Below are 16225 nucleotides of genomic sequence, written 5' to 3'. Positions count from 1 at the left end.
GTCGGCCCCGTTTTTTCATCTTGTTTATATTTTTCCCGTAAAATCTATTAAAGGTTATCTGCAATTTATATATTTGCTAGGTAAAAGGAATAAAAGCCAACAAAACAGCCCAAGCATATGATTGTCCGGCTGGATAATTTATTGCATCAAAACCAATAAAAGGAGCAAAAACACTTATCGCACCGGTATCTAAATTTTGAGTTCCGGACCAGTAATAACTGTTTCCTATATTTGTAAACAAATTATAGTTATCCCGCCCTTCTCCTGTAGTCTGTCCATATGTTTGCCCTGGAGTTAAGCCAAAATCTTCATAAAAAAGGTGAACAGATTCCGCATCTTGACAAGTGCTGTCATTACTCCAGGCAAGGCTATTGTTTATACAGTGACTAAAATCAAATGAAACATTAAATAGCCGCCAGTCATCATAACCACCATAAACCAAATTATCGACCCAGGTATTAGCCTGCTCCCAGCTCATTAAGCCATTATCATCATAACCAGATGTTTTTGCATAATTGGCATCCTGCAGCCAGGTTATATCCAAAACATCGTCATACACCATACCGCCATCTCGAAGAAATAAACCGGCATTCGCCTGACTTACGACTGTAAAGGCCGTAAGTAACAAGCCTGTTTTTATAATGTTTCTAATTTGTGCTTTCATCTGAGGTACTTCCTAAATTTATCCTGTTGATAAATAAGCACAAAGAATACCAAGCACACAAAATTGTTAACATTACACCCACAAATAGCTGATGCTATTGAGATTAATTATTTAAAACTCAGCTATCTATTAAACGCTGTCAATAACCTGTCGTAAGGCATTGAAAGAAAACTGGTTAAAAAAAAGCCAGTGTTCAAGCTGGCTTTCTATAAGACTTAATTACATGGCAATTAGCGAAGATCATCAACTACATGATAGATAGTGGTAAGTACGTCACGACCAAGCAAGCTACTGCGCTCATCAGACCACCCGACAATGTGATCCGGCAATAAGGCATTATCCTTAAACGGCATCTCAATAGTAAAGGCTAAACAGTCGAACTGCTCCCCTACCCAGTTGGTAGCTACCGTCATATTAGCTTTACCCGGCTCGTCTTTGTCATAGCCCACTTCATCCTGGAATTCAGGGGTGATGGCGATAAGCATTTTCTTGAACTGCTCTTCCAGAGCTTTATTACGTTCATCATACGAGGGGTTACCTTCACAACCGGCAACAAAGTTATATGGCAGAGCTTCATCACCGTGAATGTCCAGGAACATATCTACGCCAATTTCCAGCATCTGCTCGCGAACCAGGTAAACTTCCGGGCTGCGTTCCATGGTCGGTTCTAACCATTCGCGGTTAAGGTTGGCGCCCACGGCATTGGTGCGCAGGTGGCCGCGGTAGCTGCCGTCCGGGTTCATATTAGGCACGACATAAAATACGGCTTTGTCGAGTAAAGCACGGGCAACGCCGTCGTCTTCGTCAAGCAGGCGATCCAGGAAACCTTCCATAAACCATTCAGCCATGGTTTCGCCCGGATGTTGTCTGGCGGTTAGCCAGATTTTCTTTTTGCCTTTGCCTTCTTCACCGATTTTCAGCATGGTCATATCGCGACCATCGATGGTCTGACCCAATAACAACATCTGACAATCGATATCCATTTGTGCGCTTTGGATCAGATCCTGGTGACGCTCATAGCTATAAGGGGCGAAATAAGCAAAATACACAGAATCAAATTCAGGAGTGAAGGTAATGGTCAGTTTTTCACCGTCAAATTCGGTCGGTACCCTGAACCAATGCTCGCGATCATAGGAGGCTACAGCCTGGTAATCGTCCCAGCCTTCGACATAGGCTGACTTGCCGGCATTGATTAAATGAATAACATGCTCAACATGATCATTGTTATGAAGTTTAAAATGAAACCACTGATAAAATTCCGACTGGTTGTCTTTGTTGATCTCCAGCTGAACATTACCTGGGGAAGTTGCGTCGATGACTTTGATATTACCACTGTCAAAATTGGCGGTTATTTGCATAGTTTTTATACTTTTATCCGAAAAGAAAGTGATAGTGTACACAAACAGGATGCAGATCAGAAGACCTGGATCAAAGAGTCAATGCAAACAGCTAAATCCATAACTAAAGCGCCCTTAAATACAGCCCCAGCTCGGATGAATACCCCATGGATTTGGCGGTGATCATATTTTGCTCATCAATTACATAATAACTGGGATAACCCTGCACTTTAAACTGAGCTTTAACCTGCTCATTACCCAGGGCAATGGGAAAATCCAGCCGATGCTGGGCGCTAAATTCAGCTATTTCCTGGGCATTGGCGTAATCCAGGGCGACCGCAATCACATCCAGATCGTCATTATCCTGATAGATGTTTTGCAAATTACTGATACTTGCGTGACAAATGGTACACCAGGGGGCAAAAAAATAGAGTACGGTTTTTTTGCCTTGCGATTTCAAGCTAATGGTTTCATCCATCAAAGTCGGTAATACCGGCGCCTGCTCCGACAACTCGGTAGACCTTGGCAGCATACTGGTTTCCCTGAGCATGGAAGCCCCCTGGAAAATAGCAAAAAAGACAACAAATTGAATGGCGAGACTACGCAGCACGTTATATTCCCCTGAAAAATACAAATTAAGCCTAAGCTGTTGTTATGGCTATATGACCCGTTTGAGAGAAAAAATATTCAAAAAAAATCCGTTGCAATTTTATAAATTGCAACGGATTGATTTTATTGCGATTGCCGTAAACGCAGGTAACAAACTGGCAAGGTTAACCCAGCTGAGTTAAGCCCTTCATATAAGGCTGTAATACCGTAGGTACTTTAATACTGCCGTCGGCTTGCTGGTAGTTTTCCAGTATCGCCACTAAGGTACGACCTACAGCTAAACCTGAGCCGTTTAAGGTATGCAGCAACTCTGGCTTATTGGTTTCACTGTTACGGAACCTGGCCTGCATACGTCTTGCCTGGAAATCTCCCATGTTTGAACAGGAAGAGATTTCCCGGTAGGTATTTTGCGCCGGTAACCACACTTCCAAATCGAAAGTTTTAGTTGAGCTAAAGCCGATATCGCCGGTACATAACACTACGGTACGGTACGGTAATTCCAGTTTTTCCAGAATTTTTTCCGCATGACCGGTAAGCTCTTCCAGTGCAGCCATAGAGTTTTCAGGCTTAACCAGCTGTACCATTTCCACTTTATCGAACTGATGCTGGCGGATCAGGCCCCGGATATCCCGGCCATAAGAACCGGCTTCACTACGAAAACACGGGCTGTGGGCCGCCATCTTGATCGGTAGCTCAGCTTCTTCAACGATTTCGTCACGTACCAGGTTGGTCAACGGTACTTCTGCGGTCGGGATCAGGGAGAACTGCTTGTTAGCCAGCTCGGTATTGAATAAGTCATCACCAAATTTAGGCAGCTGACCGGTACCGTATAAAGAGTCCTGGTTCACCAGGTAAGGCACATACATTTCCTGATAGCCGTGCTCTTCGGTGTGCACATCCAGCATAAACTGGGCTAAGGCACGGTGCAATTTAGCCACCTGCCCGCGCATCACCGCGAAACGGGTGCCGGCAAGTTTGGCGCCGCTTTCAAAGTCCAGGCCTTTATCCAGGGCAGCGCCGAGGTCAACGTGATCTTTTACTTCAAAGTCAAACTCACGTGGAGTACCCCAACGCTTGATTTCAACATTGTCGTCTTCACTGTCCCCGTGCGGCACTGACTCATCCATCAGATTAGGAATAGCCGAGGCGATAGCATTAATGTCTGCCAATACCTTATTTTGCTCTTCTTCAGCAGCCTTAAGATCATCACCTAACTGGCTCACTTCTGCCAGTAACGGCTGAATATCTTCACCGCGGGCTTTGGCCTGGCCAATGGATTTCGAGCGGGTATTACGTTGATTCTGTAGTTCCTGGGTTTTTACCTGGATGCCTTTGCGCTGTTCTTCTAAAGCGGACAATTGCTCGGTATCGAGTTTAAAGCCGCGTTTCGCCAAAGCAGTGGCGATATTTTCTAAGTCTGTTCTTAGCAGTTTTGGATCTAGCATGATATATCACGTTTTAATTGTTAGTAACGATAAACATTCCCAAGGCGGCCGCTAAAATGCATAGCCCGACATTGAGCAAAATGTTTACCATGGCTTTTAATAATTCCCCCTGCTGTATCAGCAGCAGAGAGTCGAGAGAAAATGTTGAAAAGGTGGTGAACGCCCCTAAAAACCCTATGCCTATCAGGGTTCTGTAAACAGAAACTTCTAAAATACCTTGTTCAATTAGCCCGTATAAAAATCCCATAATAAAGGAGCCGGAAATATTAACCATCAAAGTGGCAAAAGGGAATCCTTTTCCGAGCCAATTTAACACTAATTGTGAAATAAAAAAACGCAAACAGGCCCCGCAGGCACCACCGAGGGCAACAAAAAGGTATAAAGTGGTACTATTTATAGCGTTGGTCATGGCTTTGCCTGTTGAGGGAATCCAGGTATTGACGTTTTTCTTTCAATTTAATTTCCAGCCCGCGATCACTCGGCTGATATAAACGGGTATCGGCGATCACTTCTGGAAAATAATTTTCACCGGCAGCAAAGGCCTGCGCCTCATCATGGGCATAACGGTATTCTGCGCCGTGCCCCAACTCTTTGGTGATACTGCTGGTAGCATTTTTCAAATGGGCCGGCACATCCAAGTCTGCCGTTTGCTTTGCCAGTGCCTTGGCCTGGTTAAAGGCCATATAGACAGCATTGCTTTTTGGTGCCAGGGCCAAATAAACACAGGCCTGGGCGATCGCGCGCTCCCCTTCTGCCGGTCCTACCCTATGGTAGGTATCCCAGGCATTAAGGGCCAGCTGTATGGCTCTTGGGTCGGCATTACCGATATCTTCACTGGCGATCGCCAATAACCGCCGGGCAACATACAGAGCATCGCCGCCGCCGGTAATAATACGGGCGTACCAATACAGGGCCGCATCGGGATCTGAGCCGCGTACCGATTTGTGAAAGGCGCTGATCATGTCATAAAAAGCATCGCCGCCTTTATCGTATAAGGCGATTTTACTGCCTGCCACCTGGGCAATGAGCTCGGCGGTGATCACCTTGACATTTTTTTCATTGTCAGAGCCAGGTGCCGGTACGGCAATTTCAATACAGTTTTCCAACAGGTTTAAAAGCCGCCTGGCATCACCGTCGCTGCGCTTTAACAGGCTTTGCCTGGCATCATCATCCAAGCTGATTTGCACCTTCTCCTGCTCCAGGGATAAGGCCCGGTTGAGCACCAACTCTAGCTCTTCACTGGCAAGCCGGGTTAAGGTATAGACCCGCGCCCTAGATAACACCGCCTGGTTTAATTCAAAAGCCGGGTTTTCCGTGGTGGCGCCGATAAAAATGATAGTGCCGTCTTCGATATGGGGTAAAAACGCATCCTGCTGGCTTTTATTGAACCTGTGCACTTCATCAACAAACAATACCGTGCGCCGCTGCTGATGTATGGCTCTTTGCTTGGCGTTATCTATCGCCTGGCGAATTTCCTTAATACCTGATGTAACAGCTGATACCCGTTCGATATCAGCATTGGCATGCCCGGCAATGATCTCCGCCAGGGTAGTTTTGCCCGTACCCGGTGGTCCCCAGAAAATCAAAGAATGACAGTTACCCTGCTCTATCGCCAGGCGCAGCGGCATACCCGGCGCCAAAATATGTTGTTGGCCAACATAATGCTCCAGGGTTTGCGGACGTAATCTGGCGGCTAAAGGTTTGAACTCGTCATTTTCTTCAAATCCCAGATCTAAAGTACCGTTAGCGTTGGTCATCTAAATAGGCACCCGGGGGTAAAGTAAATTCAAACAGTTCTTTTTTCGGCTCTGAGCTAAAATCACTGCCCGACAAGGCAAAACGGCTGAGCTGGCCGCTGGCATCTAAGATAACAAAACCGGCAAGTTTGTCCTGCTCAAAACTCAGCTCCAGTGTTTTTACCTGACTGTTGCTGTCCAGGGCATGGACAATAAAGGTGACCTCGTTAATTTTACTGATACGGTAATTTTGCCACATAGATTCATCCTGGCTGGTTAACAGTAAAATCGGAGTATTGGCGATGGCACTTTCCAAAGCATAGGCGGTGGCTTGCTCGACAAAGGGATCATAAAACCACAGGGTTTCACCGTCAGAAACAATCAGCGATTCATCCGGCTCAGTGGTTTGCCAATGAACTAAATTGGGCTTGCTGACCACTAAAGTACCGGCGCCATTTTGCAGTGGGTTGCCATCGGCATCAACCACTTGCTGGGAAAATTTTGCACTAAAATGTTTGATATTATTGAGCTTAGCTAACAGCGCTTTTTTCGCCTGCTCATCACTATCATTTGCCTTGGTAACTTCCATGGCTTTAGCGTTTGTTTTATAGGCTGTAGAAACTGGCTTATTACCAAGATCATCATGACCGTTGACATGGGCCAGTCCTGACGTTGTTGGCAGCAACAGAGCTAATGCCAACGTTATGTTTTTTACTAAGATTTTTTTATTCAATTTCATCAACCGTATTTTTTACTGGTGGTGGCGCCAGTACTTCCCTGGCACCATTATGGCCGGGTGTAGAGACGACCCCCTGCATTTCCATTTCTTCAACAATGCGCGCCGCCCGGTTATAACCGATACGGAATTTACGCTGGACACTGGAGATTGACACCCTGCGGGTCTCGGTAACAAAAGCCAGGGCTTCATCGTACAGGGCATCTAATTCTGACTCTTCACCTTCACTTTGCTCGCCCGGTAGCAAGACTTCCTGCTCACTATCGCCGGAAAGGATTTCATCAAGATAATTTGGCTCACCACGCGACTGCCAGTCTTTCACCACGGCATGGACTTCATGATCGTCAACAAAAGCACCGTGGACCCGGGTAGGTACGCCTGAGCCCGGCGGCAGATAAAGCATATCCCCCTGTCCCAGCAATTGTTCGGCGCCCTGCTGATCTAAAATCGTTCTTGAGTCAATACGTGAAGATACCTGGAACGCCATACGGGTAGGAATATTGGCTTTAATCAAACCGGTAATAACATCCACCGAAGGACGCTGGGTTGCCAGTACCAAGTGAATACCCGCTGCCCGTGCTTTTTGTGCGATACGGGCAATAAGTTCTTCAACTTTTTTACCCACTATCATCATCATATCGGCAAATTCATCGACAATGACCACAATGCTGGGCAGTTTTTCCAGTTGTGGTGGCATGGTTTCCATGCTGTCACCCGGCTTCCATAACGGGTCAACCAGGGGCGAGCCGTCTTCAATAGCCTTTAATACCTTCTGGTTATAACCTTTAAGGTTACGTACCCCGACCGCCGACATCAGCTTATAACGACGCTCCATTTCCCCGACACACCAGCGCAGCGCATTGGCTGCTTCTTTCATATCGGTAACAACTTCCGCCAGCAAATGGGGAATACCTTCGTAAACCGACAATTCCAGCATCTTCGGGTCGATCATAATCAAGCGGACATCTTCCGGGGTCGACTTATAAAGCAGGCTGACGATCATGGTATTGACCCCCACCGACTTACCAGAACCCGTGGTACCGGCGACCAATAAGTGCGGCATTTTACCTAAATCAACGACGATAGGGTCACCGGCAATATCTTTACCCAGCACCATAGTCAACGGCGAAGTTGAGTTGGCAAAGGCATCGCAGGAAATCACTTCGCTTAATCGGACAATTTCCCTGAACTTGTTCGGTAATTCCAAACCGATCACCGACTTACCTGGGATCACTTCCACCACACGCACACTGATAGCCGAGAGTGCCCGCGCCAAATCTTTGGACAGGTTAGAAATTTTGCTGACTTTTACCCCGGGAGCCAAATCCAGCTCAAAACGTGTGATCACAGGGCCGGGGAATACCGAAACCACCTGTACCTGGATGCCAAAGTCCAGTAATTTTGCTTCTACCAAACGACTGACCTGATCCAGCTCTTCCTGATTGATAGGGTTTTCTGCTTTATCAGGACGATCAAGCAGTTCAATCGACGGCATGCCTTCATATTTATTTGCCGGCGGAGCATTTTTAGCTTCCGCGGCTTGGGCAAGCACTTCAGATACCGGCGGGAACTGCGACGGCTGTTCATCAACCAGGGCCGGCGGCAAGTCTATGGATTCAACCGGTTCAAATGCCGCGGCAATTTCTTCATCATCCACATGCTCCTGAACATTCATTTCCAACGGACCGTTCATCAACTCGTCGATATTAACATAAGGTTCTTGCGGCTGATCTTCACCGTTATAGGTAAAGGGCACATCATCAAGTTCAATGGGAATATTTACTTCAGGTAAAGGTTCGTTTAACTCATCAAAACCGGGAGCAGCCTCAGTTGCCTCTTCCGCAACAGCATTACTTTCCTCTTTGGTGTTGTCATTCTTGTCCTCAGCTAGCTCTAACTGCTCGCAGAGCAAAGCAGTATCACTCTGTTTACTGACTTTTTCAGGGGAGGAAGAAAACTGCTCTTTAAGCTTTGCCGGTAATTCAAATAAATACAGGGCGCCGGCAATGGTATACTGGCCGATATAATCAACCGCTTTAAGCCAGGAAAAACCGGTTAACAACACAAAACCCGCACAGGCAAACATCAAAAAAATCAAAGTGCTGCCAATAAAAGAAAAATAAGGCAAGAAATTGTTACTCAAGACATCCCCTAGGATGCCGCCGGCAGAAAAGTAAAAGACATCATCAAAATTCATACTGGCAAGGGAAGTAATGCCGATATAAAGCATGAAAAAGCCGATACACTTTAATCCCAGGGTTAAATAGTCTAACTGCATCAGGCGATGGAATTTTTGAAACAGCAGCCAACCGGTAATAGCGATCACTATAGGTAAAGTAAAAGCTATCCAGCCAAAAAGGTTCAGCAACAGATCAGACAAATAAGCGCCAACCGCGCCGCCAAGGTTTCGTACCGGGGTTTGGTAACCGGTTTGCGCCCAGCCGGGATCAGCCGGGTCAAAGCTTACTAATGCCAACATGGTAAACATGGCAAAGACACATGAGAATAATAAACCGGCTTCGAGTAACCGCTGGACACCGCTTAATTTAGGAGATTGTGAAGACAATATTGCAACCATTGGAAAATTTTCATTATTTTGACCTTAAAATACCAAATTATTGGCCCTGTGAAAACGTTTTAACGTTTAATTGCGATCAGATTCGAGGATTTCACCTCTTCCATCACCACATAGGTTCTGCTTTCGCTGACCGCAGGCAACCTTAATAGGGTATCACCGAGCAACTCCCGATATGCCAGCATATCTTTCACCCGGGTTTTTAACAAAAAGTCAAAGTTACCGGAAACCAGGTGGCACTCCTGAATAACATCAAGTTCGTCTACGGCTTTGGAAAAGTCATCAAAAACATCCGGACTGGTTTTGGTTAAGGTGATCTCAACGATGACCAATAAAGCCGCGTCCAGTTTATGGGGGTTGAGGGTCGCCCGGTAGCCGGTAATATAATTTTCATTTTCAAGGCGTTTGACCCTCTCCAGACAAGGGGTCGGACTCAGCCCTACCCTTCTGGAGAGTTCGATATTGGACAAGCGACCATCCCGTTGCAGTTCAAATAAAATATTACGGTCAATACGGTCAAGTTTTTTCCCTTTACTGTCACTCATTATACATTTATCTATTAATTAGCCCTTTTACAGGATTATATTCTAAGAACAAGATAATTACGACATGTTACTCTGCCAAAAGCGTTTTATACTAGAGATATATACAACAAGCTATAAAACTTAGTCATCAGACTAAGTGATAGAAGCAACTAGATAACAAACAGAGAGTATTCAAATATGATCATTGGTGTACCAAAAGAAATTAAAAATCACGAATATCGCGTAGGTATGGTTCCGGCGAGTGTCCGTGAGCTGATTAATCACGGTCACGAAGTCATTGTTGAGACAAATGCAGGTATTGGTATCGGCTTTACCGATCAGGACTATGTTGATGCCGGTGCCAGCATCATCAACCAGGCCAGCGACGTTTTTGCCCAGGCGGAAATGATCGTTAAAGTAAAAGAACCACAAGCGGTAGAACGCGCCATGTTAAGGGAAGGTCAGATATTATTCACTTATTTGCACCTGGCCCCGGATCTGCCGCAAACAGAAGATTTGATCAAAAGCAAAGCTATCTGTATCGCCTATGAAACCGTAACCGATGATTTCGGCGGCCTGCCATTATTGGCGCCGATGTCTGAAGTTGCCGGTCGTATGTCTATCCAGGCAGGCGCCCAGGCACTGGAAAAATCAAATGCCGGCCGCGGCATGCTGCTTGGTGGTGTTCCGGGTGTTGAGCCGGCCAAAGTTGTGATTATCGGCGGCGGTATGGTTGGTAACAATGCCGCACAAATGGCAGTTGGTATGGGCGCCGATGTTGTCGTATTAGATCGTAACACCAATGTATTACGTAAATTAGACGCCCAGTTTGGTAATAAAGTAAAAGCGATATACTCTACTGCCGATGCCCTGGAAAAACATGTACTGGATGCCGACTTAGTGATCGGTGGCGTGCTTATTCCTGGTGCAGCTGCACCTAAACTGGTTACCAAAGAGCATATCAAGAGCATGAAACCGGGCGCGGCAATTGTCGATGTTGCCATCGACCAGGGTGGTTGTATCGAGACTTCAAAAGCGACAACCCATGCCGAGCCAACTTATATTGTTGATGATGTCGTTCACTATTGTGTTGCCAATATGCCGGGTGCCGTACCTCGCACTTCTACTTTTGCATTAAATAACGCAACCTTGCCTTATATCCTGCAAATCGCCAATAAAGGCCATGTACAGGCATTACTGGATAACAAACACCTGTTAAACGGTCTTAACGTTATCGACGGTCAAGTTACCTGTCAAAGTGTTGCCGAGAATTTAGGCTTTGAATATGTTGATCCGGCAGTTGCTCTGATCAACTAAAGGCTTTGAAAATACTCTAAAAAGCTCATATTTTAAACATGAGTGTAAAATAAAAAGTGCGCTTTGGAAAAAGCGCACTTTTTTTTTAATTAAAATTTATTTTACCCCCTTGAGTTATTTCCTTAGAATCCCAATCAATTGAGTTTGATAAATTATATTTTTTGGAGTAATCATGAGCGAAGCAAGACATTGCCCTTTATTGATTTTGGGCTCTGGCCCTGCAGGTTATACCGCAGCAGTCTATGCCGCACGAGCAAATTTAAATCCGGTAATGATCACCGGGATGCAACAAGGCGGACAATTAACCACAACCACTGAAGTGGAAAACTGGCCCGGCGATGCTGATGATTTAACCGGCCCGGTATTAATGGAGCGCATGCAAAAACATGCCGAAAAATTTGATACCGAGATCATTTTTGATCATATCAATGAAGTTGATGTCAAAGAACGCCCGTTTAAACTAAAAGGCGACTCCGGCGAATATACCTGTGATGCACTCATTATTGCCACCGGCGCTTCAGCTCAGTACTTAGGCTTGCCATCTGAAGAAGCCTTTATGGGCCGCGGTGTTTCCGCCTGTGCTACCTGTGACGGCTTTTTCTACCGCAATCAAAAAGTTGCCGTTGTCGGTGGTGGTAATACCGCTGTTGAAGAAGCGCTTTACCTGGCTAATATTGCTTCAGAAGTTCATTTAATTCACCGTCGTGATACCTTCCGCTCAGAAAAAATCCTGACCAAGCGCCTGATGGATAAAGTGGAAAACGGCAATATCGTACTTCACTTAAACCGTACCTTAGATGAAGTATTAGGGGATAACATGGGCGTCACCGGTGTCCGCTTAAAAGATACTAAATCTGATGCTACCGAAGAACTTGAAGTCTCCGGCGCTTTTATTGCTATCGGCCATAAACCCAATACCGATATCTTCATAGATCAGTTAGACATGAAAGACGGCTACCTGACCATAGAAAGCGGTACGAACGGCAATGCAACCCAGACCAGTGTTGAAGGTATTTTCGCGGCCGGTGATGTTGCCGACCATATCTATCGCCAGGCCATCACCTCTGCCGGTGCCGGTTGTATGGCTGCGCTTGATGCCGAGCGTTATTTAGATGCGAAAAACGCTACTGCTAATAAGTAAGTTCAGCGCCAGATGATCCCTCAGCTCCATCCGGAAATTCTGGCGTTTCCCCCGCTTAACCAAGCATTAACCGATCCCAACGGATTACTTGCCTTTGGCGGGGACTTATCACTAAAGCGCCTGGTAAATGCCTATACTCACGGGATTTTCCCCTGGTTTAATGAAGGCGATCCTATTATGTGGTGGTCACCGGATCCCCGTGCTATCATTCCGGTAGAAGATATCAAGGTCAACCGGACCTTAAGAAAAGTTCTCAACCGGCAAACCTTTACCGTGACCTTAAACCGGGACTTTACCCGGGTGCTCGAACTTTGCGCCCACGCCCCTTTCAGAAAAGAAGGTACCTGGATCACTCCTCAGATGAAGGCTGCCTATATCGCTCTGCATCAGCAAGGTTATGCCCATTCGATAGAAGTCTGGCAGGAAAATGAATTGGTCGGCGGCCTTTACGGTGTTGCCATCAATGGCTTTTTCTCAGGAGAGTCGATGTTTTACAAACGCAGCAATGCCTCAAAAGTCGCCCTGTTATCGCTTGCGAAGTTATTGAAAGAAATCAAGGTTACCTTTATCGATTGCCAAATCCTCAACCCTTTTTTACAGGAAATGGGCGCCGTTGAAATTTCCCGCCAAGCCTTTGTTGAATTAAAAGAAACTGCTATAAATAAGGTAATTGCCCACGATTTTTGGCAGCAGCGCACCTTGATGTAACTATGAGTAGCTCAGATTTCAAACTCGGTATTACCAAAACTTTTCCCTGTAATTATTTACCCGAAGAGCAAGAAAGGCTATTAATCGCCGTTGACGACAGATTCCAGAATAACGACAGTTACACTTGGCTAATGACCCAGGGCTTTCGGCGCAGCGGTAACCAGATTTACCGTCCCCACTGCCCCAGTTGTAATGCCTGTCAGTCAATCCGGGTACTGGTGGGTTCTTTTTCCCCATCCAGGAGCCAGAAGCGATTACTCAAGCGAAATAGTCACTTCGTATTGAAGAAATCAACCGAACTAAAGGACGAGTATTACCCCTTATATGAGAAATATATCAATACCGTACATGCCGACGGTGCCATGTACCCCGCCAGCTACCAGCAATTTAAAAATTTTCTTTCCTGTAAGATATCAGAGCAGCTGTTCATAGAAACCTGGGATAAAGAAGAATTAATCAGTGTTGCGGTCACCGATAAACTGGAAAATGCCTTGTCGGCTGTCTATACCTTTTACCATCCTGACTATAGAAAATCGGCTTTAGGCATACTTTCTATCCTCAATCAGATCAGGATTTGTGCAGAAATCAACCTGCCCTATTTGTATTTAGGCTACCAAATAGATAAGTGCCAAAAAATGAATTATAAGGATAGATACTTTCCATATGAAAAATTAACGGAAAATAACTGGTTAATCGTAAATAAATAGCCTGTATGCCTTTACATTAGCCGTGCAATTGGGCATCATCTGCGCAGCTTTTTATTTATGCACAACATTAGAGGTTTAGCGCCCAATGGCGAAAGAAGAAAATATTGAAATGCAAGGTACCGTGTTAGATACATTACCTAACACTATGTTCCGTGTTGAATTAGAAAATGGCCACGTAGTAACTGCACATATTTCCGGTAAAATGCGCAAAAATTATATCCGTATTTTAACTGGTGACAAAGTTACCGTTGAATTAACGCCATATGATTTATCAAAAGGCCGCATTATTTTCCGTGCTAGATAAAACCTGACGGGTTAAAGATTAAAAAGTAAAAGCCCTGCTCGACAGGGCTTTTTATTGCGCAACTTTTATTACCTATAACATAAATTCACAGCTTTTCCGGTATTTAGAAAAACAAAGCCGGGTGAAATACCCGGCTTTATTAAAAGATCCTTTGTGCTTAATGCTCAACTAACTCTCTTTTCTGTTCAAAGCTAAAGACCAGCTTATCTTTCTTGACTCCGGCTCTGGCAACTCCCCCTTGAGTTAGTTCGCCAAAGAGTAACTCATTGGCAAGCGGTTTTTTCACATGCTCCTGAATGACCCTGGCCATTGGCCGTGCCCCCATGGCTTTGTCATAGCCGTGTTTCGCCAGCCAGTTCTTCGCTTCTTTAGTTAATTCTAAAGAAACACCTTTTTCATCCAATTGCGCCTGCAGCTCGACGATAAATTTATCAATAACCTGCTGGATAATAGCTGTGGTGAGATGATTAAACCAAACAATGTTATCCAAACGGTTTCTAAACTCAGGAGAAAAGACGCTGTTGATTTCCTTCATGGCATCAACGCTGTGATCCTGCTGTTTAAAACCTATGGATTGGCGGGTGGTTTCGGCAACACCGGCATTGGTGGTTAAAACTAAAATAACATTTCTGAAATCCGCTTTACGGCCGTTATTGTCCGTTAAGGTACCGTGATCCATCACCTGCAGTAAAATATTATAAACATCTTCATGGGCTTTTTCGATTTCATCCAACAGCACCACAGCGTGAGGATGTTTGATCACTGCATCGGTCAGCAAACCGCCCTGCTCATAACCCACATAACCAGGAGGCGCCCCGATCAAACGGCTGACGGCATGTTTTTCCATGTACTCGGACATATCAAAACGTAATAACTCAACGCCTAATATTTTTGCCAGTTGTTGGGTAATTTCCGTTTTACCCACCCCGGTAGGGCCGGCAAACAGGAATGAGCCCACAGGTTTTAACTCGCTGCCTAAACCGGCACGGGAGAGGCGGATCACTGAGGTTAATTCATCAATTGCACTGTCCTGACCAAAGACCACAAGTTTCAAATTCCGATCCAGGTTCTTCAGGCTATCTTTTTCCGTCAGGGAAACAGATTTTTCCGGTATACGGGCCATTTTAGCCACTATGGTTTCGATATCAGTATTATTGATCACTTTTTTGCGCTTTGATGGTGCAATCAACTGCTGCTTTGCACCAGCTTCATCAATAACATCTATCGCTTTATCCGGCAGGAAACGTTCATTGATATATTTAGCCGATAACGAAGCTGCTGCTTTAAGGGCTTTATTGGTATAGCGTATACCGTGGTGGGATTCATATTTATCTTTTAAACCCACTAAAATCTTAGTGGTATCGTCGATGCTTGGCTCGGCAATATCAATTTTTTGGAAACGTCTGGCCAGGGCACGGTCTTTCTCAAAAATACTCTGGTATTCCTGGTAAGTGGTTGAGCCAAGACAACGCAGTTTACCGCCGGATAATAGCGGTTTGATCAAATTGGAGGCATCCATCATACCACCGGAAGCCGCACCGGCGCCAATAATGGTATGGATTTCATCGATAAACAAAATGGCACTTTTGTCATTTTCCAATTCTTTCAGCAGGGCTTTAAAACGCTTTTCAAAATCTCCGCGATATTTAGTTCCTGCTAACAAGGCCCCCATATCCAGGGAGTAGATAGTGGCATCTGTTAAAAAATCCGGCACTTTTTCAGAGACGATCAAGTTAGCCAGCCCTTCGGCAATTGCCGTTTTACCGACACCTGCTTCGCCGACAAACAGCGGGTTATTCTTACGGCGACGACTTAATACCTGCAAGGTACGTTCTAATTCATCATCACGGCCAATAAGCGGGTCTATATTGCCCTTTGTCGCTTCTTCATTAAGGTTGACTGCAAAGTTCTCGATAACACGCGGTTCTTCTTCTGCCTGGCGCTCCTGCTCTTCGGTATTATGGCTATCGGCCTGATCAACTTTTGCAATGCCGTGGGAAATATAGTTGACGATATCCAAGCGGCTGATATCGGACTTTTTCAGGATATAGGCGGCCTGGGATTCCTGCTCGCTAAAAATGGCCACCAAGACATTTGAACCATTAACTTCACTTTTACCTGAAGACTGGACATGAAACACCGCTCTTTGTAATACCCGCTGAAAGCCTAATGTCGGCTGGGTTTCTCGTTCTTCTTCATCGCTGGGGATCATAGGGGTTGTCTCGCCGATAAAATCGAGCAGACTTTTCCGTAACTTAATCATATCCGCTCCGCAAGCCCTTAATGCTTCGGTTGCCGAGGGGTTATCCAATAATGCAAGCAACAAGTGCTCTACTGTCATAAATTCATGGCGGGATTCTTTGGCCTGACGAAAAGCTAAATTTAGTGATATTTCTAAATCTTTATTCAGCATATGTTACTC

15 protein-coding genes are annotated in these 16225 nt (G+C 45.4%); 5 read left to right on the top strand and 10 right to left on the bottom strand.

Translation table 11 applies throughout. The features are described from left to right. Positions 1 to 76: 76 nt before the first annotated feature. From QL234_RS08690 to lrp, 9 genes are all read right to left on the bottom strand, one after another. The gene (locus tag QL234_RS08690; protein WP_281557425.1) at positions 77 to 664 is read right to left on the bottom strand and encodes a hypothetical protein; all 588 of its coding nucleotides are present in this window, start codon (positions 662 to 664) and stop codon (positions 77 to 79) included. A gap of 230 nt (positions 665 to 894) precedes the next feature. Further along, positions 895 to 2022 (bottom strand): M14-type cytosolic carboxypeptidase, encoded by a 1128-nt coding sequence (locus QL234_RS08685; RefSeq protein ID WP_281557424.1) that lies wholly within the window; start codon positions 2020 to 2022, stop codon positions 895 to 897. Positions 2023 to 2125: 103 nt separating this feature from the next. Further along, the gene (locus QL234_RS08680) at positions 2126 to 2611 is read right to left on the bottom strand and encodes a TlpA disulfide reductase family protein (RefSeq protein WP_281557423.1); all 486 of its coding nucleotides are present in this window, start codon (positions 2609 to 2611) and stop codon (positions 2126 to 2128) included. Between the two features lie 163 nt (positions 2612 to 2774). Beyond that, positions 2775 to 4055, bottom strand: coding sequence for a serine--tRNA ligase (serS, locus tag QL234_RS08675; RefSeq protein WP_281557422.1), 1281 nt, complete (start codon positions 4053 to 4055; stop codon positions 2775 to 2777). A 13-nt stretch (positions 4056 to 4068) separates the two neighbouring features. Continuing rightward, positions 4069 to 4464: a fluoride efflux transporter CrcB gene (gene crcB, locus QL234_RS08670; protein WP_281557421.1), complete on the bottom strand. Its 396-nt coding sequence runs from the start codon at positions 4462 to 4464 to the stop codon at positions 4069 to 4071. Next, positions 4445 to 5812: a replication-associated recombination protein A gene (locus QL234_RS08665; protein ID WP_281557420.1), complete on the bottom strand. Its 1368-nt coding sequence runs from the start codon at positions 5810 to 5812 to the stop codon at positions 4445 to 4447. Before QL234_RS08665 ends, crcB begins: the two co-directional genes overlap by 20 nt. Then, positions 5799 to 6524 (bottom strand): outer membrane lipoprotein chaperone LolA, encoded by a 726-nt coding sequence (gene lolA / locus QL234_RS08660; RefSeq protein ID WP_281557419.1) that lies wholly within the window; start codon positions 6522 to 6524, stop codon positions 5799 to 5801. The genes QL234_RS08665 and lolA overlap by 14 nt, the downstream gene beginning before the upstream one ends. Continuing rightward, complete coding sequence (locus tag QL234_RS08655) at positions 6517 to 9093, bottom strand: DNA translocase FtsK (protein ID WP_281557418.1); 2577 nt, start codon at positions 9091 to 9093, stop codon at positions 6517 to 6519. Before QL234_RS08655 ends, lolA begins: the two co-directional genes overlap by 8 nt. A gap of 71 nt (positions 9094 to 9164) precedes the next feature. Next, positions 9165 to 9647, bottom strand: a complete 483-nt coding sequence (lrp, locus tag QL234_RS08650; protein ID WP_044834598.1) for a leucine-responsive transcriptional regulator Lrp — start codon at positions 9645 to 9647, stop codon at positions 9165 to 9167. Positions 9648 to 9824: 177 nt separating this feature from the next. On the opposite strand from lrp, the gene ald reads away from it, so the two are divergent. From ald to infA, 5 genes are all read left to right on the top strand, one after another. Further along, positions 9825 to 10943, top strand: coding sequence for an alanine dehydrogenase (gene ald / locus QL234_RS08645; RefSeq protein WP_281557417.1), 1119 nt, complete (start codon positions 9825 to 9827; stop codon positions 10941 to 10943). A gap of 172 nt (positions 10944 to 11115) precedes the next feature. Next, positions 11116 to 12084 (top strand): thioredoxin-disulfide reductase, encoded by a 969-nt coding sequence (gene trxB / locus QL234_RS08640; RefSeq protein ID WP_281557416.1) that lies wholly within the window; start codon positions 11116 to 11118, stop codon positions 12082 to 12084. Between the two features lie 12 nt (positions 12085 to 12096). Further along, positions 12097 to 12792: a leucyl/phenylalanyl-tRNA--protein transferase gene (aat, locus tag QL234_RS08635; RefSeq protein ID WP_281557415.1), complete on the top strand. Its 696-nt coding sequence runs from the start codon at positions 12097 to 12099 to the stop codon at positions 12790 to 12792. Positions 12793 to 12794: 2 nt separating this feature from the next. Next, entirely contained in the window at positions 12795 to 13499 is a 705-nt protein-coding gene (locus QL234_RS08630; protein WP_281557414.1) for an arginyltransferase, read from the top strand. Between the two features lie 85 nt (positions 13500 to 13584). After that, entirely contained in the window at positions 13585 to 13803 is a 219-nt protein-coding gene (gene infA / locus QL234_RS08625; RefSeq protein ID WP_011043571.1) for a translation initiation factor IF-1, read from the top strand. A gap of 157 nt (positions 13804 to 13960) precedes the next feature. On the opposite strand, the gene clpA is transcribed toward infA, so the two are convergent. Further along, positions 13961 to 16216, bottom strand: coding sequence for an ATP-dependent Clp protease ATP-binding subunit ClpA (gene clpA, locus QL234_RS08620; protein WP_281557413.1), 2256 nt, complete (start codon positions 16214 to 16216; stop codon positions 13961 to 13963). Positions 16217 to 16225: the final 9 nt, after the last annotated feature.

This window comes from Thalassomonas sp. RHCl1 (genome assembly GCF_947387555.1).
Classification (GTDB): domain Bacteria; phylum Pseudomonadota; class Gammaproteobacteria; order Enterobacterales; family Alteromonadaceae; genus Thalassomonas.
This window is presented reverse-complemented; position numbering and strand designations above follow the sequence as displayed.

Coding starts and splice junctions, on each gene's coding strand:
- lrp (WP_044834598.1), bottom strand. CDS start 9,647: ATGAGTGACAGTAAAGGGAAAAAACTTGACCGTATTGACCGTAATATT.
- crcB (WP_281557421.1), bottom strand. CDS start 4,464: ATGACCAACGCTATAAATAGTACCACTTTATACCTTTTTGTTGCCCTC.
- QL234_RS08690 (WP_281557425.1), bottom strand. CDS start 664: ATGAAAGCACAAATTAGAAACATTATAAAAACAGGCTTGTTACTTACG.
- infA (WP_011043571.1), top strand. CDS start 13,585: ATGGCGAAAGAAGAAAATATTGAAATGCAAGGTACCGTGTTAGATACA.
- QL234_RS08630 (WP_281557414.1), top strand. CDS start 12,795: ATGAGTAGCTCAGATTTCAAACTCGGTATTACCAAAACTTTTCCCTGT.
- QL234_RS08665 (WP_281557420.1), bottom strand. CDS start 5,812: ATGACCAACGCTAACGGTACTTTAGATCTGGGATTTGAAGAAAATGAC.
- aat (WP_281557415.1), top strand. CDS start 12,097: ATGATCCCTCAGCTCCATCCGGAAATTCTGGCGTTTCCCCCGCTTAAC.
- clpA (WP_281557413.1), bottom strand. CDS start 16,216: ATGCTGAATAAAGATTTAGAAATATCACTAAATTTAGCTTTTCGTCAG.
- QL234_RS08685 (WP_281557424.1), bottom strand. CDS start 2,022: ATGCAAATAACCGCCAATTTTGACAGTGGTAATATCAAAGTCATCGAC.
- ald (WP_281557417.1), top strand. CDS start 9,825: ATGATCATTGGTGTACCAAAAGAAATTAAAAATCACGAATATCGCGTA.
- trxB (WP_281557416.1), top strand. CDS start 11,116: ATGAGCGAAGCAAGACATTGCCCTTTATTGATTTTGGGCTCTGGCCCT.
- serS (WP_281557422.1), bottom strand. CDS start 4,055: ATGCTAGATCCAAAACTGCTAAGAACAGACTTAGAAAATATCGCCACT.